The following is a 22,511-nucleotide window of genomic DNA, read 5'->3' as shown; positions in this document are numbered from 1 at the left end:
GCGTCCTGCGCGAACCGGAGGGCTCGCGGATTTGTAGGCTGCACTCCGGTGGAACGCGCGGCGGCCGGCGCGCGTCGACTCGTACGGACGAGACGCGCGGGACACGAGGACGATGACGCAGGAGACGTTCGGGCCGTACCGGATCGAGCAACTGCTCGGTCGCGGCGGGATGGGCGAGGTGCACCGGGCCTACGACACGGCGCACGACCGGTTCGTGGCGCTCAAGAGGTTGTCGCCCGGCTACCACGACGACGAGGACTATCGAGCCCGCTTCCGCCGCGAGGCGCAGATCGTCGCCCGGCTGCGCGAACCGCACGTCATCCCCATCCACGCCTACGGTGAGATCGACGACCGCCTCTACCTGGACATGCGGCTGGTGGAGGGCGCCGACCTGTCGGACGTGATCCGCGAGGGGACCGTCGAACCGGCACGGGCCGTGCGCATCGTCGACCAGGTGGCGAGCGCCCTGGACGCCGCGCACGCCGACGGTCTCGTGCACCGCGACGTGAAGCCCTCGAACGTCCTCGTGACGTCCGGCGACTTCGTGTATCTGGTGGACTTCGGCATCGCCCGCAGCGTCTCACCGGCCGCGACGAGCCTGACCGCGTCCGGCTCCGTGGTCGGCACCCTCGACTACATGGCCCCGGAACGCTTCGAGAGCGGCCCGGTGGACGGCCGCGCGGACGTGTACGCCCTGGCGTGCGTCCTGTTCGCCTGCCTGACGAACCGCCGTCCGTTCACCGCCGACGGCACCGCCGCCCAGATCTGGGCGCACCTCAACGAGGCACCGCCCAAGGCGTCCCCGCTGAACCCCGCTGTCCCGGCGGCGCTGGACGACGTCATCGCGAAGGGCATGGCCAAGAACCCGGCCGACCGCTACGCCACTGCGGGCGCGTTCGCACGGGCGGCGGCCGAGGTGCTGGCCGCACCTGCCGGGCAACTCGGGCCGGTCGGCGGCGCGACTCCGGTCGGGGGGATCGCAGCTCCTGCACCCGGCGCCGCGACCCCACCCGTAGGACAGCCCGGTCTGTCCGCCCCTCCGACCCCGCTCGCGGGACAGCCCGGTCTCTCCGCCCCTTCGACCCCGCCAGGCGGGCAGGTTGCACCCCCGACCCCACCGGGCGGGCATGTCGCACCCCCGACCCCACCGGGCGGGCACGCCGCACCCCCGGCGGGCTGGCCACGGCCCGTCGCGCCGGTTCGGCAGGGCCGCCCGCAGTTCCCCCAGCCGCCCGCACCCCAGCCCTGGGCACCGGCCCAGCACATCACGACCGGCCCGCAGCAGGTCGCGAACCCGACGCCGTACCCACCGACCCGCACCAAGTCCGGCCCCGCCAAGCGGATCGCCCTCGCTGCCGGTGTCCTCGCGGTCGTGGCCGGGCTCGTCACGACGGTGCTGATCATCGGGAACGGCGACAAGACCCTCGGCTCCGGTACGTCCAGCAGCACCCCGGCCAGCACGACCACGACGACCACCACCACGACCACGAGCGCCACCCGGACGCGGACGCCGCAGGACGACGCGCTGCTGGCCGCCCTCCCGGTCGTCTACCAGAACGCCAAGTCCTGCGCGCCCACCGCGCCCGACAAGGACACGGTCGCCACCGTCCGCTGCACCACCGTGACCGTCAACGACCCCTACGCCCCGCCGCCGGCCGAGGCCGAGTTCCGGCTGTTCGCCGACCAGGCCAAGCAGAACGCGTTCTTCCTGGCACTGGTCACGAGCCGGGGCATCCCGCGGATGGACGAGCGCGGTGGGTGCCGGCCGAAGTCCGACCCCATCCACTACGCGCTCTTCTACCGCGACACCTCCGGCCCGCTGCCGAACGAGTTCACCACCTGCTTCCTCGACGGCGGCACCGCCCAGGTCTGGTGGGTCGACACCAGGAACCTCACCATCGGCACGCTGAAGAAGCCGGGCGACATCGACACCCTCGACAAGCTCGACCTGTGGTGGAACCACCAGATCCTGACGGCGTTCTAGGCCTCAGGCCTGTGCGTGACCGGCCGCGACGTCGAGGATCCACGTCACGCCGAACCGGTCGGTGAGCATGCCGAAGCCCGGCGCCCACTGCGCGGGGCCGAACTCCTCGATCACCGAGGCGCCCTCGGCGAGGCCCTTCCAGAGGGTGGCGACCTCCTCGACGGACTCGCCGCGCACGGAGAGGAAGAACGGCTCCGTGGTGATCGTGGTGCCGTTCGCCCGGTGCGTGGTGGGCTCGCCCTGGACGAACGGGACGTTCTCGCCGGGCACGTCGTAGGCCATGACCCGGAAGCCGTTGTCGGCGACGACCTGGCCGAAGACCACGTTCCGGGCGCCGGGCAGGTCGGCGGGCATGCCGAAGTCGGCGTAGGTGGCGATGGTGGCCTGTCCGCCGAACACCGACCGGTAGAACTCCAGGGCCTCCCCGGCCTGGCCGCGGAAGTTGAGGTGGCGACTGCGTTGAGCGACATGGTGTCCGGTCCTTCACGAGTGGTTCTCGCCGCCGGAGGTCTCCGGCGACAAGAACCACGATGTCAGCGGTAGAGGACAGGGAACGTCCTCTTCTCCTGCCAGACTGGGAACCATGCCGACGGCTTCCTCGACGACCACCTCCGCGCGTCTGCTGGCGCTGCTGTCGATGCTGCAGGCACGCCGCGACTGGCCGGGAGGCCTGCTCGCCGAGCGCCTGGACGTCAGCGAACGGACGGTGCGCCGTGACGTCGACAGGCTGCGCGAGCTCGGTTACGTCGTGCACGCGGTCAAGGGACCCGACGGTGGTTACCGGCTCGAAGCCGGCAGCCAGATGCCACCGATGCTGTTCGACGAGGAGCAGGCGATCGCGCTCGCCGTGGCGCTGCGGATCGCGGTGAGCGCGGGCGCCGGCATCGAGGAAGCCGCCGCACGGGCCCTGGTGACCGTGAGGCAGGTGATGCCGTCCCGGCTGCGGCGCCGCGTCGACGCCCTGGAGATCACCGCGGCCGGTGCAACGGCTCCTCAGGTGGACACCGAGGTGCTGCTCACCCTGAGCACCACCATCCGCAACCGTGAGGAACTGAGGTTCGACTACCACTCGCCGGGCCGCCCGGACGACGCCGAGCCACAACCTCCTCGGCGCGTGCAGCCGCACCACCTGGTCGTCCGGAGTGGTCGCTGGTACCTCCTGGGGTGGAGCGACGAACGGCAGGACTGGCGCACCTACCGCGTGGACCGGATGACGCTCCGCGTCCCCACCGGTCCCCGCTTCACCCGGCGGGAGGTGCCCGGCGGGGACGTCGCGGCGTTCCTGTCCGCCCGGTTCAAGGGCTCCGCCGGTGCCGACGCCTGGCCTTGCCGGGGCGAGGTCGTTCTCGGCCTCCCGCTGGCCGAGGTGGCGCTGTTCGCGGGCGACGGCACCGTCGAGGAGGTGGGCCCCGCCAGGACGAGGCTGATGGCCGGCTCCTGGTCGTGGGCCGCGCTCGCCGCCCGGCTGGCGCGCTTCGACGCCGAGATCGAGGTCGTCGGACCGCCGGAGTTGCGCGACGCCTTCGCCGCACTGGCCGGGCGCGCGGCGCGGGCGGTCAGGGGGTGAACTCGCGGTGCACCGGCGAGTCCTCGTCGAGGGCGACGAGAACCTGGTGCAGGAGTTCGGCTGCGGTGTCGACCACCGACCGGTCGACGGGGTGGAGGACCCGGCCGATCACCTCGGTGACGGCCGTCCCGGCCTCTCGAGCGACGTCAAGCCCTTGCGCGGTAAGGCGAACGATGTTGCTTCGTGCGTCAGCGCGATTCGCCTCGCGCGTTATGTGCCCGTCGTTCTGAAGCCTGCGCAGGATGTTGCTGATGCCGCCGGTGGTGAGCAGCAACTGCGAGGAGAGCTCCTGCGGGCGTGCGCCGGCATCACCGCACGAGGCCAAGGCTCCCAGCACGTCGAGTTCGCTGCGCGAGAGCCCGTGCTTCTTGAGCACCTCGGTGATGTGCCGCTCCAGCAACGTTTGCAGCCTCACGGCGTGCTGGGCGAGTGACAGCGAGGACATGCCCGGATCCTACCAGATGGCTTTCGTGATAGCTTTCATAAAAGCTAAATCGGGAGGCGTGATGACGACGGCGATCGAGAACGTCCGGGTGTTCGACGGCTCGGTGGTGAGCGAGCCCCGGCGGGTGGTGTTCGGCGAGTCGGTCCTCGCGGACGACGCCGCTGCGGCCGGCACGGTCGTCGATGCGGCGGGAGGCGTGCTGCTGCCCGGTCTGATCGACGCGCACATGCACACCGTGCGCGGCCGGGCAGATCTTGAGGATCTCGCCCGCTGGGGCGTCACGACGGGGCTGGACATGGGCGCCTGGCCGCTCGCGTTCGTGGATGGGATGCGGCGGCAGAAGGGCGTGGCGCAGATCCTGAGCGCCACGATCCCGGCGGTCGGGCGGGGCGGTCACCACGCGCGGATGCCGGGCTTTCCGGCGGAGGGGATCGTGACCGGCCCGGACGAGGCGCGGGCGTTCGTCGGACGGCGCGTCGCCGACGGCGCCGACTACGTCAAGATCGTCACCGAGGCCGCACCGCCCGAGGGCATGGACCAGGCGACCGTGAACGCCCTCGTCCAGGCCGCGCACGAGCACGGACTGCTGGTTGTCGCGCACTCCGTCACGACGGGCGCGTTCCGCGTCGCCGTGGAGTCCGGTGTGGACGTCAGCACGCACGTGCCCCTCGACGCCGTCCTCGACGACGACACCATCGCGCGGATGCGGGAGATCGGGATGGTGTCGGTGCCGACGCTGACGATGATGGAAGGCACCGCGAAGCTGTTCGCCGGCGCCGGTTTCCGCTACGAGCACGCTCGCGACACGGTGACCGCGTTCCACGACGCCGGCATCCGGGTGCTGGCCGGGACGGACGCGAACTCGGCGGCCGGAGCGCCGTTCGCCCCGAAGCACGGTGAGTCGATGCACCGCGAGCTCGAGCTCGTGGTGGCCGCCGGCCTGACTCCGGGAGAGGCACTCGCGAGTGCGACGACGCTGCCCGCGCAGGTGTTCGGTCTCGGCGACCGCGGTGCGATCGCGGCCGGGATGCGTGCGGATCTGCTCCTGATCGACGGCGACCTCACGGCCACGCGGAACATCGCCGGAGTCTGGATCGCCGGAGACCGCGTCCGATGAGCGACGCAGCCGAGGAGTGTCCTCGGCTGCGTTCACCTGAGCGCTACTGCGCGGTCGGGAGGGGGTGGCCTTCCGAGGCCTGCACCACGACGATGCCCTGACCCGTCAACGCGAGCTGGTACGCCTCGCCGGAGCCGCGGCCGATGACGGCACCGAGCTTGGCCGTCTTGCGGATCGAGGACTGCAGCGAGGTGGACCACAGGACGGCGGACTGCATGTCGACGAACGTCGGCTGGTCCACGTTCAGCACGACCGGGGTGCCGTACGCGGTGATGGCCAGTGCGCCGGTGCCCGTGAACGTGGTGTTGAACAGACCGCCGCTGAGCATCGACGCGCCTTCGGTGCGGTTGATGTCCCACTTGAGCGTGCTGTCGAAGGCGAGCACGTTCTTGCCGTTGACCGTGACGCCCTCGTCCTCCAGGTACAGCACGAAGATCTCGTCGGCGTCCTGGGCGAGGAAGACGTCGCCGCTGCCCGACACCTTCATCAGCGACATGCCCTCACCGGTGAAGGCCTTCTTGAACAGCTTGCCGAGACCACCGCTGCCTTCGTAGGCGAAGTCGACGTCGCCCTGGTAGGCGACCATCGATCCCTGCTTGGCGAAGAAGAACCCGCCGCTGCCGGTGAGGTCCACCTTGAGCATGCGTTCGTTCTGCAGTTGGAAGCTTCCGGGCTCGACGGACCGCTCTTCGTGGTTGAACAGTGAGCTGCGCATGGGGAGATCATGCCGCAGACGCTTTTCGGACGATCCCGCGCGCCATCGTGGCGAACACGACGTCGTGCAACGGCTTCTGCGCCACCCAGTACAGCTGGCCGAGCAGCCCGTCGGCGGTGAACGTGATCTTCTGCCGGTAGCGCGTGCGATCACCTTCGCGATCCACGCGCATGTCGAGCAGCGTGCGGCCGGGCATCTTCATGTCCGCCCGCAGTACGAGCTGCTTCGCCTCGTCGTCGCGGTGCACGACGGTCCAGAAGTCGACCACGTCGCCTTCGCCGACCTCGGGTGCCCGGCCGCGGTAGAGCCCGATTCCGCCGAGCAGGTGGTCGATCGCGCCCCGGACCGTCCACACGAGAGGGATGGTGTGCCAGCCGTCCTTGCCGCCCAACGTGTTCACGGTGCGCCACACGTCCTCCGGTGACGCGTCGGTCAGCACCGTCCGTTCCTCGGTGAACACCTCGCCGCCGTCCTTCTCGGCCTCCGGTTCCGTCGCGGCGCGGATGGCGTTGTCGACGCTGGTCATGCCACCGGGCGGCGCGGGCAGCACATCCGTGACGAGTGGCCCGTCGGCCGCGAGGTCGTGCTCCAGCGACGCGAACAACGGTTCCGCGACCGCCGCGCGCACCGGTGTCACCAGTCCGGCGACCTGTGCGGCGAGCTTGTGCGACCACAAGGGGGCGGGCACGGGCAGCCGGACCGGGAGCCGCAGCACGCGCGCACACCGCTGCACCAGCTCCAGGTAGCTGAGCCGCTCCGGGCCCGGCACGTCGAACATGCCGCCGACCGGTTCCGGGAGATTCGCGGCGGCCACCAGGAAGTGCACGACGTTCGCGACCGCGACCGGCCTGCTGGTGTTGTGCATCCACGACGGCACCGGCACCCACGGCGTGAGCCGCGCGGACGACCGCAACAGCTCGAAGCTCGCCGAGCCGGCACCGATGATCATCGACGCCTGCAGCACGAGTGCGGGCACCCGCCCAGCGGCCAGGACGTCGCCGACCTCGGCCCGTGAGGCGAGGTGCGCGGACAGGCCGGGGGAGTCGGGGCGCGGTCCACCGACGTAGACGATCTGCCGCACCGCCGCGTCCGCCGTCGCCCCGGCCAGCACGGCGGCGGCCTCGGCGTCGACGCCCGCGAAGTCCGGCCGGTCCAGCGAGTGCACGAGGAAGTACACGATGTCGTTGCCCGCCAACGCTTCCCGGACCGCGTGCGGGTCCGTGGCGTCACCGGTGTGCACCATCACCCTGGTGGCGAACTGTGCTGCCTGCGCACTGTCGCGGACCAGTACGGCCACCTGGTGGCCGTGCCCGAGCAGCTCGGGCACGAGACGCGACCCGATGTGCCCGGTCGCGCCCATCACGAGGCACCTCGCCGGCTGCCCGTCTTCGTTGGTCGTCACCCGCATGATTTGCCCACTTCCGGGCCGGCGCAACCGTCCGTCCACGAACGCATGACGTCGCGGTTGCCGAGCCGGGTCGCCGGGTATCGCTCACCGGTGACGACGTCGATCGCCCTGTTCACCCGTGACCTGCGGGTCCACGACAACCCGGTGCTGCACGCCGCGGCCGCGGCGGACCGGTGCATTCCGCTGTTCGTGCTCGACGACGCGATCGTCTCGTCGGCGTTCTTCAACGCCAACCGCGCCGCGTTCCTGTCCGACTGCCTGGCCGACCTGGACCGGTCGCTGCGGGAGTGCGGCGGCAAACTGGTCGTGCGCAAGGGAAAGCTCGTCGACGAGGTCGCCAGGATCGTCCGCGCCCACGACGTCACCGAGATCCACGTCGCCGCAGACGTCAGCCGGTACGCCCGCCGCCGGGAGGAAGCCCTGGAGGCGCTGGGGGTGGACCTGCACGTGCACGACGCGTCGATCAACGCCGTCCCGCCGCTGTCCCTCACCCCGTCCGGCGGTGGTGACCACTTCGCGGTGTTCACCCCGTACTTCCGCAAGTGGGAGACCGTGCACCGCCGCGGCGTCCTGCGCGCGCCGCGGCGGCTGACCGTGCCCGAGATCAGCGGTGAGCAGCCGTGCAGGCTCCACGACGGCACCCCGTCACCGGACCTGGCCTCAGGCGGCGAGACCGTCGGACGCAGGTTGATGGTGAACTGGGTGCGCACCGGCGTGGACGACTACGCCGACCTGCACGACGCGCTGGCCGACGACGCCACCTCACACCTGTCGCCGCACCTGCACTTCGGCACGGTGTCGGTGACCGAACTGCTGGACCGCGCCGGCACCGCGTCCGAAGGCGCCCGCGCCTACACGCGTCAGCTCGCGTGGCGCGACTTCCACCACCAGGTGCTGGCCGCCCGTCCAGAATCCGCCACGAGGGACTACCGCACCCGCAACGACCGCTGGCGGCGTTCGGACCGCGACTTCGCGGCGTGGCGGGACGGCCGCACCGGCTATCCGGTCGTGGACGCGGCGATGCGCCAGCTCGTCCGGGAGGGCTGGATGCACAACCGGGCGCGCCTGATCGCGGCGAGCTTCCTGTGCAAGACCCTGTACCTGGACTGGCGTCTGGGTGCCCAGCACTTCGTCGACCTGCTGGTGGACTGCGACCTGGCGAACAACCAGATGAACTGGCAGTGGGTGGCCGGCACGGGCACCGACACCCGCCCGAACCGCGTGCACAACCCGCTGGCTCAGGCTCACCGCTACGACCCGGACGGCACCTACGTCAAGCGTTACCTGCCCGAACTTGCTGCGGTGGACCCGAGGCACGTCCACGAACCGTGGACGCTGCCCGATGAGGAACGGAAGGCGCTCGACTACCCGCCGCCCGTCGTGGACCTGCGCGAAGCAGCGGCCAGGTTCGCCGCAGCGCGTTCCCGCAAGGCCTGAACTGCCGTGTTGCTCCAGTGCAGACCAAAACCGACCTGAGATCGGAAATGGCCGTCCGGCACGGGCCCGCTCGCGATGGGCCCGTGCCGGCGCGTTCTCCGAAGCCGTCGTCAGGCGACGCGGCAGGAGACGGTGGGCCAGTTCCAGTTACCGCCGTGCATGATCGTGAAGCCGAACGTGTTGCCGCTGCCGTTGGGGCGTGCGGTCATCACGTTCGCGGAGTCCCAGCTGGCGCTGGTGTTCCAGGTGGCGATGATCCGCTGCGGTGAGCTGACCGTGACCGTGACGATCCAGTTGTCCGTGCCCGAGACGGTGACCTGGCCGTTGAAGCGGTCGCTCCACTTCTCGCCCTCGGAGTACGTCGCGGTGCAACCCCCGCCGCCGGGGTTGGACGTCGTGGTCGTGGTGCTGGTGGGTGGCGTGGTGGTGCCCGTGCCGGCGTTCAGTGCGTTGAGCACCGAGGTGTAGGCGGCCTTCTTGTTGCCGCTGCCGTCGAACAGCAGCGGGGTGCCGGACGCGCGCCAGGAGTCGGTGTCGCGAATGCCCCACACGGTGATGCCGGTGCACCGCGCCACGGCGAGACACGCCTGGGTGACGCCCTGGTACTGCTGGGCCTGGGTGCTGCCCGAGCCTTCGATGTCGAGCTCGGTGATCTGCACGTCGACGCCGAGGGCGGCGAAGTTCTGCAGGGTGGTGTGGTAGTTGGACGGCACCGGGTTGCCACTGTTGAAGTGCGCCTGGAAGCCGACGCAGTCGATCGGGACACCGCGGGACTTGAAGTCCTGCACCATCCGGTAGACGCCCTGGGTCTTGGCGTGCGACCAGTTGTCGGTGTTGTAGTCGTTGTAGCAGAGCTTCGCGCCGGGGTCGGCGGCACGGGCGGCGCGGAACGCGGCCTCGATCCAGTCGTTGCCGGTGCGCTGCAGGTTGGAGTCGCGGCGTCCGCCGCTGCTGCCGTCGGCGAAGGCCTCGTTCACCACGTCCCAGGCGTAGATCTTGCCCCGGTAGTAGGTCGCGACCTGCGTGACGTGGTTCAGCATCGCGTTGCGCAGCGCCGTGCCGGACATGTTCTGCATCCAGCCGGGCTGCTGCGAGTGCCACGCCAGCGCGTGCCCGCGCACCCGCTTGCCTTGGTTGCGCGCCTGGTTGACGATCCGGTCCGCGTTGCCGTAGCTGAACTGCCCCTGGTTCGGCTCAGTGGCGTCCATCTTCATCTCGTTCTCGGCCGTGACCATGTCGAACTCGCGGTTGAGGATCCCGGTGTAGGTCGAGTCCCCGAGCTTGTTCGCGGCCACGGCCGTACCGAAGTAGCGACCGCTCTGCTGGGCCGCCGCGGCGAGCGTGGAGGCGGCGCCACTGGCGGGTGACGCCGCGAGGACCGCGGCTCCCGCGGCGGCGAGGACGAGGGTGGACACGAGGGACACCCGTGCGACTGACTTCACTGTCAGCGTCATGTTCGGCGCTTTCTGAGAAGCACTCGCGAGAACGCGAGTGGAATGGGCCGGGCGGTGCGGACTGCGCCATGTCCGCGTCGCTCGATCTGAAACGCTGACAGTATTAGCCGAGGTCGTTCTACCTATCAAGGCGTGCTTCCCGACCCGCTGCCGCAGTGGTGCTGAACTGGACGATCACTGGTGGGCAGGTCGCTGACTTTTCGAATGCCCGTCGAACGCGCAGGTGGGACCGCCTGTTCGACGGGACGGAATTCGGAGCGATTTCCCGCGTTGCGCGGGGTGTTTCGCGGACAATTGTGTGAAAGTTTCGAAACAAGTTTCGAAACTCAAGGCCAGTCGCCTGAGGTCATTTCCGCCAGAACAGGTGGTGGGTCACGCCGCTCGGGCTGGGCACGACGTCGAGGTGGAACCGGTCCAGCAGTTCGTCGGGCGACTTCCACAGCGGCACGCCGTACCCGAGCTCGACCGGGGCCACCGCCACGTGCAGGGTGTCGATGAGGTCGGCGTCGAGGAACGACCGGACCGTGGTGGCGCCGCCGCCGATCCGGACGTCCTTGCCCTGCGCGGCCTCCTTCGCGAGCGCGAGGACGTCGGCCGGGTCTCCGTTCACGAAGTGGAACGTCGTGTCGGACAGGGTGAACGACGGCCGTTCGTGGTGGGTCAGGACGAAGACCGGCGTGTGGAACGGCGGTTCGTCGCCCCACCAGCCCTGCCAGTCGTGGTTCTCCCACGGGCCGCGATGCGGGCTGAACTTGTGGGCGCCCATGATCTCCGCGCCGATGTTGTGCCCGAAGTCGCGGGTGAGGTAGTCGTCGAGGCCGCGGCTGCCGCCGGGATCCGTGCGGTTGGGCCAGCTCGCGGTGGCACCCGCCCACGCGAACATCGTGCCGGGATCGGCGTGGCCGAACGGCCGTTCGAGGGTCTGGTCCTCGCCGGCACCGAACCCGTCACTCGACACGACGAAGTTCTGGACCTTCACCAGCTGGGTCATGTGGCTTCCTTCCGTTCCTGGGTCGATGGTTGGACCGCGGCGGGCGCGCGAACTCATCGGTCCCGGTCGGAAAGCGACGTTCGGGCGGGGCCTACTCGTCGGGCTGGATGACCATCAGCCGGAACGTCGTCGACGGCGACTCGCGCCCGCACGTCTGCAGCATGTGCCAGGCCAGGTTGCCGGGCCCGTTGCCGGCCTGAGGCAGTCGCTGCCTGCTGATCCCGAGGACACCGTCCGGGCTCTTCGCGAGGATCTCCGGCGTGCCGACGAGCACCGCGATGCCGAACGCCAGCACGTCGGCACGCAGGTCGTCGTCCAGGTCGTCGGTGAGCCCGATCTTGCACTGGGGCTCGTTGTTCTCGTCGGCGCCGATGCCGACCAGGCCCGCGAGTCCCGCGCTGTGCGCCACGGGCACTTCGAACACGCGGATGTCCGTACCCATCGCCAGCGCCATCAGCCTGGCTGTCGGGGTGGTGAGGAGGGGGTCGTTGATGGAGGCGCCGCCATTGCCCGCGGGGTCGTTCATGCGCTGGCCCATGATGCGTCAGATCGTACTGCGGACAACCCCACCCTTTTGGGTGGTCATGTCCGCTGCTACTGCGCACGCGTTCGGTGCGTCGCCAACCGGTAGATGCCGCGGCCCACGCGTTCCAGGTCGTCGTAGGTGGTTGCAGCGTGGTCGGGTGCGTTGCGGCACAGGTGCGAGACGACCATGGTGCGGATCGAGGTCGATTCCGTGGCGTCGCGCGATGCCGGGCATGTACCTGCGCAACTGGTCGCGGTCAACGCCACCGGTCGGGGCCGTCCGGCCGCCAGGTCGACACGCGAGCCCTTCAGTACGGGGTGCGTGCCTCGAACTGCAACAGTGCTGGCTCGACACCGGCCGCCATCAAGGCTTTTGGCGGTGGCGAACCGCACCACGCCCTCGGTGAGCAGCCCGTGGAACCCTGCTCCCGGTGGCCGGGTCGGTGTCCTGGGGGATGCGGGCGGCGGCTGCGGCGACGGTTGCCAGCTCTTCGCTCGAGAAGCCGGCGCGGCTCAGCACCGCCAGCGATTTGTTCGTCGCCAGCGCGCACAAAGCCAGCTCTGCCGCCTCCTGCTCATCGGCCCCCGCGGCCAGCAACGCCTGCTCCAGCATCGCCCGCACACCGTCGATCATGGCGCGGACCATCGCCCGGCCCTCCGCGTCGAGGGCGGGGAACTGCGTTGCCGACACCGTGACCAGGCAGCCGTCCGGGACCGTCGGGTCGGCGATGCGGTTCAGCGTGACCTGCAGGTAGGCGGCCACGACGGCGCTCGGGTTCGGGTGCGAGCCGGACAGTGCCTGGGAGTACAGCGGGTGGTAGGTCTGCTCGTACCGCTGGAGGCTCTTCCGGAACAGGGCGCTCTTGTCGCCGAAGGTGCTGTAGAGCGAGCTCCGGCCCAGGCCCGTGCCCTCGGTGAGGCGGTCGATCGAGGCCTCCGAATAGCCCCAGCGCCAGAAGACGTGCATCGCGTGTCGCAGCGCCTCGTCCACGTCGAATTGCTTGCGGCCCACCATGGTTCGTCAGCCTACAGATCTTGCACCGATCGTTTCAAGATGCGTAGGGTCGCCGGCATGACAAGTTGGACTGATCGTTCCATGATGAGCGCGGCGGACGGCACGGCGAGCTTGAGTGCGCTGCGGCTGCCTGAGGGGTTCACCGACGTCTTCGTCAGCCGGCTCGTGCAGCTGGACGGACTGCGGCTGCACGCGGTCATCGGCGGGGACGGCCCGCCGCTGCTGCTGGTCGGCGGGTGGCCGCAGACCTGGTACGCCTGGCGGGAAGTGATGCCGGCGCTCGCCCGCGAGCACACCGTCGTCGCCGTCGACTCGCGCGGGGCCGGGCTCTCCGACAAGCCCGACGACGGTTACGACGCCGGCACGCTGGCCGCCGATCTGGTCGCGCTGATGGCCGCGCTCGGGCACGACCGGTTCGACGTGGTCGGCCACGACATCGGCATGTGGATCGGATACGCCCTCGCCGCCGATCACCCCGAGCGGGTGGGCCGGCTGGCCGTCGTCGACGCGATCATTCCCGGTCTCACGCCGAGCCCGCCGGTCTTCGGCCCGGCCGCGGTCAACCACCGGCTGTGGCACTTCGGTTTCAACCGGCTCCCCGGCCTCAACGAGGAGCTGGTGCGGGGGCGGGAACATCTCTTCTTCGGCTACCAGTTCGCCACCAAGGCCGCCACGCCGGGCGCGATCCCCGCGTACGCCGTCGACGTCTACGTGGAAGCGATCGTCGCGGATCCTCGTGGCCTGCGGGCGAGCTTCGCGTACTACCGGGCGCTGGACGAGACGGTCGCGCAGAACGAGCAGCGCAGGAAGACCCGGCTGACGCTGCCGGTGCTCGCCGTCGGCGGCGCGCGGAACAGCGGCGCGCTGGTCGCCGAGACGATGCGGCTGGCGGCCGACGACGTCACCGGGGTGGTCATCGACGACTGCGGCCATTACGTGGCCGAGGAGCAGCCGGCGCAGTTCACCGAGATCCTGCAGGACTTCCTCGGTGGCACACCGGTAACAGGTGTGCCGCACGGCTGTGGCACTAGCGGGGCGTCCCGCTGATCGTCCTGCACGCGCTGACGAACTCGATCAGCTCGGTGACCTTGTCCGACTTGGCGTCCACCGCCCGGTTCACCACCTTGATCAGGTACTCGTAGGCGTCGGTGTGGTCGTAGCGCGCGCTGTCCGCGATGCGCAGGGCCCAGCGCCAGTACCCGCGGATCGTGTCCGCGAGCGGCATCCGGAAGTCGGCGATCACGTCCCGGATCGGCTCGACCACCGCGTCGCCGTGCCGCCGCAGATAGCGCTGCACCACGTCCGCGAAGAACGTGAAGTGCCGTGCCTCGTCCCGGCTGAGCCGTGTGAGGATCTGCGCCAGCACCGGCTCGTCCACCACCTGCCGCAGGTTCTGGTAGTACAGCTGGGTCGCCTTCTCCTGCACGAGCGGATAGGTGAAGAACTGCACGGCGTCGGCATAGGACGTCTCGAACCGCTTCTGCCCCTCGACGGCGAGTGACTCGCGCAGCGTCGCGGGGTCCGTCATGCCGGACGCGACCTGGTAGCGGCTCAGCACCCGTGCGTGGGTGTCCTCCTCCTGGGCCCACCGGATCGAGAAGTGGTACAGCTCGCGGTTGTGCACGAACACTTCCCGCTCGACGCTGTCGTCGAGCGGGAAGTTCTGGTCGTACAACGCGAAGTAGCCGGGCAGGTGGTCCTCGATGATCGTGACGAACTCCACCGCCGACCGTTCGCCCTCGGTGAGCCGGTTCGCGTCGGCCTGGCTCCAGTCGAAGGAGAACTCGTCCCAGCGCCGGTCGGCGGGGCTCGACCGGATGAAGGTCGTCACCGCCTCGTCCATCTCCGAGGCGGGCAGCAGCGGGCCGCCGATCTGGCGGAGGTCCTTGTCGTCCACAGTGGATCATCGCCTCTTCGTGCAGGTGAGCGCGTAGTGCTTGGTGGTGAAACCCCACCCCGCGTTGGCCGTGCGCAGGTACCGCGTCAGCTCGCCCGCCAGACCCGGCCGGATCTCCTCCAGCCGGGCCGCGTTGCGTGCGACACCGCCGAGCCAGTCCTCGATCGTGCGGTGGTAGTGCTCGGTCAGGTCGTCCACCGCGACGACGCTGAAACCGGCGTCCTCCGCGCCGCGCACGAGATCGGACAGCGGGCGCATGTCGCCCCAGCCGAAGATGTCGTCGCGGACGAACGCCGCGGACTCCCGTTCGCTGAACGCGGCGCGCTTCCCGGCGTTGCGGTAGCAGCTTTCCGACACGTAGAGCATTCCGCCGGTCCGCAACGCCCGGTGGCACCGTGCGAACACGGCGCCGAGGTCGGGCATGTGCACGATCGAGCCCAGCATCGTGATCGCGTCGAACGTTCTCGGCGCCTGCTCGCTGTTCTCGAAGTGCCCGACCTCGGTCGACACCAGGTCGTCGAGACCGCGTTCCCGCGCCAGCCGTCTGATGTACTCGTGCTGCTGCGGCGCCGGGCTGATCCCGGTCACGCGGGCGCCGTAGTGCTCAGCCATGAACAGGACCAGCGCACCCCAGCCGCATCCGACGTCGAGCAGCCGCTGACCCCGGCGCAGGCCCAGCCGGTCCGCCACGAAGTGCAGCTTCGCGCGCTGCGCCTCGGCAAGCGTGTCGTCCGGCCCGCGGTAGAGCCCGGAGCTGTACTTGCGCATCGGATCCAGGTAGAGCGAGAAGACCTCCGGGTCGAGGTCGTAGTGCTGGTTCGTGTCGGCGACCGTCACCGCTGCTCCCCGAGCACGGCGATCACCAGCTGCGCGGCGTCCCGGACGGTCTTGAGCCCGAACACCTGGTCGTCCTCGAGCTCCACGTCGTAGGTGCGTTCGAGCTTCGCGACGGTGCGCAGCACCTTGACGGAGTCGGATCCTTCGAGCGAGCTGAGGTCGGCGTCGGCGCCGATCTCGTTCTCCGGCAACCCGAACTCGGCGGCGACGAGCTTGGTGACGGTGGCGATGACGTCGTCGACGGTGACGTCGTTGAGCGCGTTCGACATGGTTTCCCCCTGTGCGGTCAGTTCTCGATGCGGTGCGCGGCGATCGCCTGCTGGACGAGTGCCGCGTCGGAGTCGGAGATGGCCATCCGCTCCCGTGCCTGTTCCTCGGTCGCGGGCTGGTAGACGCCGAAGGCGGTGACGTGCGGGCTGCCGTCCGGCCCGAGGATCTCCGCGTGCGCCCGCAGCGGCGCGGGTGTGTCCGGCCCGGCGTCGGTGGACGCCACGCAGCGGTACGCGACACCGACCTCCAGCGGCGCGAGGTACCTGGTGCGCAACGTCGTGGTGAACACGGTGGCGCCGAAGCGCAGCACCAGCAGGTTGCCCATGATCTCGTCGCACACCGTGGTCGCGATGCCGCCGTGCACGATGCCCGGATACGACTCGAAGGCTCGGCCGAACAACAGCCGCGTCTCGATGCCGTCCCCGTTGCGGGTGAACGTGAGCTTCAGCCCCTGCTCGTTGGACGGTGAGCAGCCGAAGCACTGGTAGCCGGGCAGCACCTGCCACGGCACCTCGATCGGCGCCGTCACGCCAGTGCTTCGGCGAGGGCCCTGCGCACCCGGCCGTTCGTCGTGAGGTCCTGGTCGACGAGCTGGCCGAACACGCGGCGGATCTTGGTCTGCAGCTCCTGCAGCTCGCCCTCGTCGGCCACCTGCTCGAGGAACAGCTCGAAGCCGGTGTCGATGGTCTCGTGGTCGTCGAGCTCGGTGAGGCTGCTCTTGAACATGCTGACCGGGTGCTTGATCTTCGCGTCGGAGGTGTAGACGTACAGGGTCTCCAGCACCGACGGGATCTCGTCGGGACGCTTCGCGAGCCTGCCCCGGCAGTAGTGGATGAACTCGCGGGCGTGCCCGGCCTCGTCCCGGCTGGCGCGCAGCAGGATGTCCTTGAGCACCGGTTCGTCCACGGCGGCGGCGACGCGGCGGTAGACGTGGTTCACCGTCAGCTCCGAGATGATGTTGGTGGCGAGGGTGGCGCTCGGCGTCGTGCCGGGTGCGTACGGTTCCCGCATCGCTTCCACCGGCGCGTCGTCGACGTGCTCGCCCACGGCGTCGAGCCACGTCTTGAAGGCGTAGTGGTGTTGCACCTCCTGGTAGCCCCACACCACCGCGAACGTCGAGAAGTCGTAGTCGTCGACGAACTCGTTGAGGAAGCCGTGCACCGCGGCGATCACGTTCGACTCGCCCATGACGCCGCTCTTGGCCATCGTGACGTGCTCCGGCCGGACCAGGTCCCTGCGCACCCGGGTGAAGTCGATGTCCTTGAGCTGCCAGTGGTTGCGTTCGTACTGGGTGAAGACCTCGTAGCTGTGCATGCTGGATCGCTCCTTCGTCAAGGTCAGCTGAAACGGCCACGGGAAGCGAGGCGCTGAAGCTTGCCGCTGCTGGTGCGCGGGATGCTCTGCGGCACGACCAGCACCACCCGCAGGTCGTCGAGCCCGGTCAGCCCGGCCACGCGCCGGCGGAGTCTGGTGGTGAGCCGGTCGCGGTCCGCCGGGTCGGTCAGGGTCGTCTCGGCCACCAGCGTCATGTGCTCGCCGTCCCCGACGTCGTCGACGAAGGCCACGCAACGCCTGCGGTGCACGCCGGGATCGGTGCGGACCGCCGCCTCGACGTCCTCGGGGTAGAAGTTCTCACCGCGCAGGATGATCAGTTCCTTGAGCCGCCCGGTGACGTGCAGCTCGCCGCCGGCGAGATAGCCGAGGTCGCCCGTGCGCAGCCAGCCGTCGGCGGTGAACGGCTGCTCGTCCGCCCGCAGGTACCCGGTCGTCACGGAGGCGCCGCGGATCTGCACCTCGCCGACCTCGCGCTCCCCGACCGGTTCCCCGGTGCCGGGTCCGGCGATCCTGACCTCCATGCCCAGCACCGGTGAGCCGACGGCGACCACCCCGCGTGCCGACGGGGAGGACCGCTCGACCGGCACGGCGCGGCGGTGCTCGCTGAGCTGGACGCGGTCCACCCAGTCGGCCCGCACGGGCCTGCCCAGCGGCGGGAAGGTGACCGCGAGCGTCGCCTCGGCGAGCCCGTACACCGGCATCATCGTCGCCGGCCGGAAACCGGCGGGGGCGAAGTGCCGCAGGAACGTCTCGACGGTGTCCACCGCGATCGGTTCGGCACCGTTGAACGACACCCGCCACCGGCTCAGGTCGTACGTCGCGACCTCTGTCTCGTCCACCGCGCGCAGCAGGTAGTCGTAGGCGAAGTTCGGCAGCGCACAGGCCGTGACCTTCCGCGTCTCCAGCTCCCGCAACCATCCCGCGGGGTCCTTGACGAACGCGGACGGCGGCCACACGGTCAGCGGTACGCCGCTGCTCAGTGCGGCGAGCGAACCGAACAGCCCCATGTCGTGGTAGAGCGGCAGCCAGTTCCCCGCGTGGTCGCCCGGTGTGCCCAGCCGCATCCCGTGCACGATGGCCGTCAGGCAGGCCAGCACGTTGGCGTGGCTCAGGCGGACGCCCTTCGGCGCGGCCGTGCTCCCCGAGGTGAACTGGACGATCAGGTCGTCGCCGGGGGAGACCGGTACCGGCGTGAACCGGCCGTCGCCGCGCAGTTCGCCGGTGGTGACCTGGACCGTGTCCGCGAACGCGGCGGCCAGCAGCGAACGCATCCTGGCCAGCCGGGACGACACCACGACGAGACCGATCCCCGCCGCCGTCACGACGCCGCGAATCCGGGCCGCGTAACCGTCCCGGCCCGTGGTGGGCAGGGGAAGGGGGCACGCGCAGGCACCGAGCATGCTGAGCGCGAACAACGTGCGGAAGAAGTCGGCGTCGTTGGCGCACAGCACACCCACGCGGTCGCCGTGCCGCACGCCCGCCCCGGCCAGTGCGACGGCGACGCCCTCGGCCTGCGAGAACAGGTCCGCGAGCGTGATCTCCTCGTGGTCCGCCGGAAAGGTGACCACGGCCGGCGGGGCCGCGCGCAGGGCGTCGTGCAGGGTCGCCTCACCCATCGAGTCTCCCTTCGGGAACGAATCGCCAGCTTTCGCCGTCCTGCAGCGGTTTCCACACCTGCGCCGACACCGACGGAGGCCGGGGCGCGCGCACGGTCAGTCCGAAGTGGCGGCCGTTCAGCTCCACGACCCTGGTCAGCAGATCCGTCCGACGCTCTCGATGGTCCACAGTGGACCACCGCAGCACCGGGTTGTGCGCGAAGGAGATCGAGCGCAGCCCGGCGCGCAGACCGCGGCCCATCGCCTTGGCCGCGCTCTCCTTGGCGGTCCACCACATCCTGGCCGGGAGCCCGCCGGTCAGCTCGGCCGCCGAGCAGAACCGGTACGCCACCTCGGCCAGCTCGTGCTCGGCAGCGTCCTCCACGTCGACCCCGCACGCCACGTCGCTCACGGCCACCACGAGCACCGTCCGGTCGTGGCTGATGCTGAAGGACGTCCGGGAGTCCTGCGCTCTGGGCGGGCCGAACTCGTCGGCGGTGATGCGCACCGGTCTGCCCTCGCGCTGCGCCAGCACGGTGTGCGCGAGCGCCCGTGACGCTCCGCGCGTGTGCCGCGGCAGTGAGGTCAGGTGCACCACCACGTGCGTCATGAGGGTGATCCGACGTGGGCGGGCAGCTCGGCGAGGCCGCGGAACTGGAGGTTGTCCGCACGCCACCGCAACGGGCCGTCGGAGGTCAGCGCGAGGCCGGGCACGCGTCGAGCCAGTTCGGTCAGCGCGTGCACACCCTCCAACCGGGACAGTCCCGCGCCGAGGCAGTAGTGGATGCCCGACCCCAGCGCGAAGTGCCCAGACTCCCCGCGGGTGATGTCGATGCGATCGGGATCGGTGAACCTCGCCGGGTCGCGGTTGCCCGACGCGCGCACGAGATAGGCGAGCTGACCCTGCCGGAGCAGGCGTCCGCGCAGTTCGACGTCCGCGGTCAGCAGGCGGTGGGTGAGCTGGACGGGACCGTCGTGGCGCAGCACCTCCTCGACCGCGCCCGCCGCGAGACCCTGGTCCCGGACGAGCATCTCCCACTGGTCGCGCTGGGTGAGCAGGCCCGCGAGCCCATTGCCGAGCATGTCCACAGTGGTCTCGAACGACGCCATCAGCAACAGCAGCAGGTTCGAGCACAACTCGTCGTCGTTCAGCCGGTCACCCTCGTCGTGGGCGTGCACCAGGCTGCTCACCAGGTCGTCGCGGGGCGCGGCACGGCGGTCGGCGATCACGAGCGTCAGGTAGTCGATCATCTCCGCGATGGCCGCGGCGGCGCCCGCGCCGGACCCGCCGAGGTCGGGGGAGCCGCCGAGGAACACCTTGATCGCGTCGCACCACCTGGTGATCAGCGGGGCGTCCGACCGGGGCAGGCCGTACAACTCGACCAGCACGAGCGCCGGGACGGGGTAGCAGAACTCGGCGATCAGGTCGAACTCGCCCTTCGCCAGCAACGCGTCGACCAGTTCGGTGACGATGCCGCGCACGAGCGGTTCGAGCCGGCGCACGTCCCTGGGGCTGAACCCCTGGTTCATCAGCTTGCGCACCCGCGTGTGCTCCGGCGGGTCCAGCATCCACATCCAGTGCGACGCCAGTGAGGCGAACCTCGCCATCGCGGGGGAGCGGCCGGTGTCGACCCGGCTGGAGACCAGCAGGCCGAGACGGCGCGAGGAGAACGTCCCGTGGTCGCGCAACGCGTGGTCGATGTCGTCGTAGCGGGTGATCACCCAGCCGTTGAGCTGCTCGTCCCAGTGCACGGGATCGTGTTCGCGCAGCAGCGCGTAGGCCGGGTACGGGTCGATCATCACGTCACGGGTCAGCAGCGTCAGCCCGGTCGTGGGACTTTTCTCGGTCGCGGATTCCGCCATCGTCTCACCCCGATTGTTTCGAGGGAAATGCGTTTGCGCATCATGCGCATCGGTCTTCGAGTGAACACGATCTCGTGTCATGTCGGCAAGAAAGAACGGCTGTGCACGCGAGGTTGGACAGAATGTGCGCAATCCCGTATTTCTGGTGCGCGGGTCTGCCCGCCGTCCGCGTGTGCAACAGAAGAAAATCCTCAGTTGCGCAAGTTCGCGCCCGGTGCCCGGCGGGCGTTCCCCGTCAGCCGCGGGACTCGTAGCCTGCGAGCGTGGACGACGACCAGGACCACGGCGAAGAAGCCTTGTTCGGCAACAGCTTCCTGCGCGACACGCACGCCGTTCAGGCGAGGTTGTGCGCGCTGGCGCCGGTTCACCGTGCCGTCGCGCCCAACGGTGCGCAGGTCTGGGTGGTGCTCCGCTACGACGACGCGCAGGCCGCGTTCACCGATCCCAGGCTGAGCAAGGACGCGGCCGGGCTGCGGGCCGCGCTCGCGGCGAAGCTGGGGGAGTCCGCGCGCGGCGTCGCGCTCACCCGGCTGGTGATGCCGCACATGCTGCACAGCGACCCGCCGGACCACACGCGGATGCGCCGGCTCGTGGTGAAGGCCTTCACCCGCCGCCAGATCGAGTCGCTGCGACCGAGGATCACCGAGTTCGCCAGGGCGCTGCTGGACCGGCTGGGCGGGCGGTCCGAGGCCGACCTGGTGGCCGAGTACGCCTTTCCGTTGCCCACCATGGTGATCAGTGAGCTGATCGGCGTACCGCTGGAGGACCAGGAGCGGTTTCGCGGCTGGTCGGACGACTTCGCGCGCGGCGGGGACCCCGGCGAGCAGGCGCGTGCGGCGGGCAGGATCACCTCCTACCTCGCCGGACGGCTGCCGGTGGTGCGCGCCGAGCCGAAGGACGACCTGCTGTCGGAACTGGTGCGGGCGCACGACGACGATGACGACCGGCTGAACGACGAGGAACTGCTCGGCACGGTGCTGCTGTTGATGGTCGCCGGGCACGAGACCAGCGCGAACCTGATCGCCAACGGAACCCTCGCGTTGCTGCGGGAACGCGGGCGGTGGGAGTCGGTGTGCGCGGAACCGGAGTCGTTGCCCGGCGTGATCGAGGAACTGCTCCGGTTCGACGGGCCGGGCACCATGGCCAGTCTCCGGTTCACCACGGCGGAGGTGGAGATCGGGGGCGTCGCCATCCCTGCGGGGGAGATCGTCCTCATAGGACTGAGCTCGGCGAACAGGGATCCGGCGCGCTTCCGCGATCCCGACCGGCTCGACCCGCGGCGGGAACCGAAGGCGCACCTCGCTTTCGGCCACGGCATCCACTTCTGCGCCGGTGCGCAGCTGGCCCGGATGGAGGCGGAGATCGCCTTCCGCGAGCTGACCGGGAGGTTTCCCGGGATGCGGCTCGCGGCCGCCCCCGATCGGCTGAGCTGGCGTCCGTCGCTGCTGTTCCGCGGACTGCACGCGCTACCGGTTGCCCCAGGCCCCTGACGGGCGCCTTTCGCAATGGATTCTCGGGGCGAATCGCCGGAAAGGTGGAACGGTCAGGACGCGCTTGACCGTTCTCGCGGGCACTGCTATATCTCTGTTCAGGGGGTCGAATTCGACGGGTGTGCGGAATTCACCCTCGTCCTTTCGTCGAGTGGATCGAGATGAATTCGATGACGACCATCCCGAGTGCGCAGGGCGACGTCACGGTCGGGGACGTGCTGACGACGAGCAGGACGTACACCGTCGACGAAGTGCGGGAGTTCCGCCGGCTCAGCGATCCGGCCGCGGCGGCCGCGGACGTGTCGCACCTGCCGTACCTGCTGGTCGTCGCTCCGCTCACCAAGCTCGGCGGCGACCTGAACTACCTGTCCGGCCACATGGTGTGGACCGTGTCCCGTCCCGTCGCCGTCACCGAGACGGTGACCGCCGAGCTCGAGATCACCAGGCTCACCCCGGCCGGCAACGGCACGAAGATCGCGTTCGAAGCCCGCATCCGGTGCGGCGACGAGGTCGTCGTGTCCGGGCAGAGCCGGGGCATCGTGCTGTCCGCCTGACCGCGTCCCTCG

Annotated in this window: 23 protein-coding genes; 7 read left to right on the top strand and 16 right to left on the bottom strand. The window is 70.0% G+C overall.

From position 1 onward, the window contains the following. The first annotated feature begins 112 nt into the window (after nt 1–112). Nucleotides 113–1,984, top strand: a complete 1,872-nt coding sequence (locus SK571_RS16250) for a serine/threonine-protein kinase (RefSeq protein ID WP_319984918.1) — start codon at nt 113–115, stop codon at nt 1,982–1,984. A 3-nt stretch (nt 1,985–1,987) separates the two neighbouring features. On the opposite strand, the gene SK571_RS16245 is transcribed toward SK571_RS16250, so the two are convergent. Continuing rightward, the gene (locus SK571_RS16245) at nt 1,988–2,383 is read right to left on the bottom strand and encodes a VOC family protein (protein WP_454780187.1); all 396 of its coding nucleotides are present in this window, start codon (nt 2,381–2,383) and stop codon (nt 1,988–1,990) included. A gap of 184 nt (nt 2,384–2,567) precedes the next feature. Here SK571_RS16245 and SK571_RS16240 point away from each other — a divergent pair, with 184 nt between their 5' ends. After that, nucleotides 2,568–3,551: a helix-turn-helix transcriptional regulator gene (locus SK571_RS16240; protein WP_319984917.1), complete on the top strand. Its 984-nt coding sequence runs from the start codon at nt 2,568–2,570 to the stop codon at nt 3,549–3,551. On the opposite strand, the gene SK571_RS16235 is transcribed toward SK571_RS16240, so the two are convergent. After that, the gene (locus tag SK571_RS16235; RefSeq protein WP_319984916.1) at nt 3,541–3,996 is read right to left on the bottom strand and encodes a MarR family winged helix-turn-helix transcriptional regulator; all 456 of its coding nucleotides are present in this window, start codon (nt 3,994–3,996) and stop codon (nt 3,541–3,543) included. The genes SK571_RS16240 and SK571_RS16235 overlap by 11 nt on opposite strands. 61 nt (nt 3,997–4,057) lie before the next feature. Between SK571_RS16235 and SK571_RS16230 the strand changes: the two genes are divergently transcribed. Continuing rightward, nucleotides 4,058–5,113, top strand: coding sequence for an amidohydrolase family protein (locus SK571_RS16230; protein WP_319984915.1), 1,056 nt, complete (start codon nt 4,058–4,060; stop codon nt 5,111–5,113). 43 nt (nt 5,114–5,156) lie between these two features. Here the strand turns inward: SK571_RS16230 and SK571_RS16225 are convergent, their stop codons facing one another. Beyond that, nucleotides 5,157–5,828 (bottom strand): AIM24 family protein, encoded by a 672-nt coding sequence (locus SK571_RS16225; protein ID WP_319984914.1) that lies wholly within the window; start codon nt 5,826–5,828, stop codon nt 5,157–5,159. Nucleotides 5,829–5,835: 7 nt separating this feature from the next. Then, on the bottom strand, nt 5,836–7,230 hold the full coding sequence (locus SK571_RS16220) for a DUF2867 domain-containing protein (RefSeq protein WP_319984913.1): 1,395 nt from the start codon (nt 7,228–7,230) through the stop codon (nt 5,836–5,838). 96 nt (nt 7,231–7,326) lie between these two features. Here SK571_RS16220 and SK571_RS16215 point away from each other — a divergent pair, with 96 nt between their 5' ends. After that, nucleotides 7,327–8,673: a cryptochrome/photolyase family protein gene (locus tag SK571_RS16215; RefSeq protein ID WP_319984912.1), complete on the top strand. Its 1,347-nt coding sequence runs from the start codon at nt 7,327–7,329 to the stop codon at nt 8,671–8,673. A gap of 110 nt (nt 8,674–8,783) precedes the next feature. Here SK571_RS16215 and SK571_RS16210 read toward each other — a convergent pair whose 3' ends face one another. The 4 genes from SK571_RS16210 to SK571_RS16195 form a co-directional block, all read right to left on the bottom strand. After that, on the bottom strand, nt 8,784–10,127 hold the full coding sequence (locus tag SK571_RS16210) for an endo-1,4-beta-xylanase (protein WP_319984911.1): 1,344 nt from the start codon (nt 10,125–10,127) through the stop codon (nt 8,784–8,786). A 346-nt stretch (nt 10,128–10,473) separates the two neighbouring features. After that, nucleotides 10,474–11,118 (bottom strand): dihydrofolate reductase family protein, encoded by a 645-nt coding sequence (locus SK571_RS16205; protein WP_319984910.1) that lies wholly within the window; start codon nt 11,116–11,118, stop codon nt 10,474–10,476. A 91-nt stretch (nt 11,119–11,209) separates the two neighbouring features. Next, nucleotides 11,210–11,656 (bottom strand): hypothetical protein, encoded by a 447-nt coding sequence (locus SK571_RS16200; RefSeq protein WP_319984909.1) that lies wholly within the window; start codon nt 11,654–11,656, stop codon nt 11,210–11,212. A gap of 351 nt (nt 11,657–12,007) precedes the next feature. After that, nucleotides 12,008–12,658 carry a TetR/AcrR family transcriptional regulator gene (locus tag SK571_RS16195; RefSeq protein WP_319984908.1) on the bottom strand — a complete coding sequence of 217 codons (651 nt, stop codon included), beginning with the start codon at nt 12,656–12,658 and terminating at the stop codon, nt 12,008–12,010. Between the two features lie 57 nt (nt 12,659–12,715). On the opposite strand from SK571_RS16195, the gene SK571_RS16190 reads away from it, so the two are divergent. Further along, nucleotides 12,716–13,705, top strand: coding sequence for an alpha/beta fold hydrolase (locus tag SK571_RS16190; protein WP_454780186.1), 990 nt, complete (start codon nt 12,716–12,718; stop codon nt 13,703–13,705). Here the strand turns inward: SK571_RS16190 and SK571_RS16185 are convergent. Genes SK571_RS16185 through SK571_RS16150 form a run of 8 tightly spaced genes read right to left on the bottom strand, consistent with a single transcriptional unit; the run spans nt 13,686 to nt 20,455 of the window. Next, nucleotides 13,686–14,555 carry an acyl-ACP desaturase gene (locus tag SK571_RS16185; protein ID WP_319984907.1) on the bottom strand — a complete coding sequence of 290 codons (870 nt, stop codon included), beginning with the start codon at nt 14,553–14,555 and terminating at the stop codon, nt 13,686–13,688. The two genes, SK571_RS16190 and SK571_RS16185, sit on opposite strands and share 20 nt — an antisense overlap. A 6-nt stretch (nt 14,556–14,561) precedes the next feature. After that, nucleotides 14,562–15,392, bottom strand: coding sequence for an SAM-dependent methyltransferase (locus SK571_RS16180; protein WP_319984906.1), 831 nt, complete (start codon nt 15,390–15,392; stop codon nt 14,562–14,564). After that, complete coding sequence (locus SK571_RS16175; RefSeq protein ID WP_319984905.1) at nt 15,389–15,661, bottom strand: acyl carrier protein; 273 nt, start codon at nt 15,659–15,661, stop codon at nt 15,389–15,391. The genes SK571_RS16180 and SK571_RS16175 overlap by 4 nt, the downstream gene beginning before the upstream one ends. 17 nt (nt 15,662–15,678) lie before the next feature. Beyond that, nucleotides 15,679–16,191 (bottom strand): PaaI family thioesterase, encoded by a 513-nt coding sequence (locus tag SK571_RS16170; protein WP_319984904.1) that lies wholly within the window; start codon nt 16,189–16,191, stop codon nt 15,679–15,681. Beyond that, nucleotides 16,188–16,976 carry a ferritin-like domain-containing protein gene (locus tag SK571_RS16165; RefSeq protein WP_319984903.1) on the bottom strand — a complete coding sequence of 263 codons (789 nt, stop codon included), beginning with the start codon at nt 16,974–16,976 and terminating at the stop codon, nt 16,188–16,190. Before SK571_RS16165 ends, SK571_RS16170 begins: the two co-directional genes overlap by 4 nt. A gap of 23 nt (nt 16,977–16,999) precedes the next feature. Then, the gene (locus tag SK571_RS16160; RefSeq protein WP_319984902.1) at nt 17,000–18,613 is read right to left on the bottom strand and encodes an AMP-binding protein; all 1,614 of its coding nucleotides are present in this window, start codon (nt 18,611–18,613) and stop codon (nt 17,000–17,002) included. After that, complete coding sequence (locus SK571_RS16155) at nt 18,606–19,202, bottom strand: 4'-phosphopantetheinyl transferase family protein (RefSeq protein WP_319984901.1); 597 nt, start codon at nt 19,200–19,202, stop codon at nt 18,606–18,608. Before SK571_RS16155 ends, SK571_RS16160 begins: the two co-directional genes overlap by 8 nt. Continuing rightward, on the bottom strand, nt 19,199–20,455 hold the full coding sequence (locus SK571_RS16150) for a cytochrome P450 (RefSeq protein ID WP_319984900.1): 1,257 nt from the start codon (nt 20,453–20,455) through the stop codon (nt 19,199–19,201). The genes SK571_RS16155 and SK571_RS16150 overlap by 4 nt, the downstream gene beginning before the upstream one ends. Nucleotides 20,456–20,718: 263 nt before the next feature. Here SK571_RS16150 and SK571_RS16145 point away from each other — a divergent pair, with 263 nt between their 5' ends. Together SK571_RS16145 and SK571_RS16140 are read left to right on the top strand one after the other, a co-directional pair. Next, on the top strand, nt 20,719–21,945 hold the full coding sequence (locus tag SK571_RS16145; RefSeq protein ID WP_319984899.1) for a cytochrome P450 family protein: 1,227 nt from the start codon (nt 20,719–20,721) through the stop codon (nt 21,943–21,945). Nucleotides 21,946–22,115: 170 nt separating this feature from the next. Further along, nucleotides 22,116–22,499 carry a hotdog family protein gene (locus SK571_RS16140; RefSeq protein WP_319984898.1) on the top strand — a complete coding sequence of 128 codons (384 nt, stop codon included), beginning with the start codon at nt 22,116–22,118 and terminating at the stop codon, nt 22,497–22,499. Nucleotides 22,500–22,511: the final 12 nt, after the last annotated feature.

This window comes from Lentzea kristufekii (assembly GCF_033949925.1).
Taxonomy (GTDB): Bacteria; Actinomycetota; Actinomycetes; order Mycobacteriales; family Pseudonocardiaceae; genus Lentzea; species Lentzea kristufekii.
Note: the sequence above shows the minus strand (reverse complement) of the source record. Positions and strands in the feature narration are given on the sequence as shown.

Coding starts and splice junctions, on each gene's coding strand:
- SK571_RS16250 (WP_319984918.1), top strand. CDS start 113: ATGACGCAGGAGACGTTCGGGCCGTACCGGATCGAGCAACTGCTCGGT.
- SK571_RS16240 (WP_319984917.1), top strand. CDS start 2,568: ATGCCGACGGCTTCCTCGACGACCACCTCCGCGCGTCTGCTGGCGCTG.
- SK571_RS16235 (WP_319984916.1), bottom strand. CDS start 3,996: ATGTCCTCGCTGTCACTCGCCCAGCACGCCGTGAGGCTGCAAACGTTG.
- SK571_RS16230 (WP_319984915.1), top strand. CDS start 4,058: ATGACGACGGCGATCGAGAACGTCCGGGTGTTCGACGGCTCGGTGGTG.
- SK571_RS16225 (WP_319984914.1), bottom strand. CDS start 5,828: ATGCGCAGCTCACTGTTCAACCACGAAGAGCGGTCCGTCGAGCCCGGA.
- SK571_RS16210 (WP_319984911.1), bottom strand. CDS start 10,127: ATGACGCTGACAGTGAAGTCAGTCGCACGGGTGTCCCTCGTGTCCACC.
- SK571_RS16205 (WP_319984910.1), bottom strand. CDS start 11,118: ATGACCCAGCTGGTGAAGGTCCAGAACTTCGTCGTGTCGAGTGACGGG.
- SK571_RS16200 (WP_319984909.1), bottom strand. CDS start 11,656: ATGGGCCAGCGCATGAACGACCCCGCGGGCAATGGCGGCGCCTCCATC.
- SK571_RS16195 (WP_319984908.1), bottom strand. CDS start 12,658: ATGGTGGGCCGCAAGCAATTCGACGTGGACGAGGCGCTGCGACACGCG.
- SK571_RS16190 (WP_454780186.1), top strand. CDS start 12,716: ATGACAAGTTGGACTGATCGTTCCATGATGAGCGCGGCGGACGGCACG.
- SK571_RS16175 (WP_319984905.1), bottom strand. CDS start 15,661: ATGTCGAACGCGCTCAACGACGTCACCGTCGACGACGTCATCGCCACC.
- SK571_RS16165 (WP_319984903.1), bottom strand. CDS start 16,976: ATGCACAGCTACGAGGTCTTCACCCAGTACGAACGCAACCACTGGCAG.
- SK571_RS16160 (WP_319984902.1), bottom strand. CDS start 18,613: ATGGGTGAGGCGACCCTGCACGACGCCCTGCGCGCGGCCCCGCCGGCC.
- SK571_RS16155 (WP_319984901.1), bottom strand. CDS start 19,202: ATGACGCACGTGGTGGTGCACCTGACCTCACTGCCGCGGCACACGCGC.
- SK571_RS16150 (WP_319984900.1), bottom strand. CDS start 20,455: ATGGCGGAATCCGCGACCGAGAAAAGTCCCACGACCGGGCTGACGCTG.
- SK571_RS16140 (WP_319984898.1), top strand. CDS start 22,116: ATGACGACCATCCCGAGTGCGCAGGGCGACGTCACGGTCGGGGACGTG.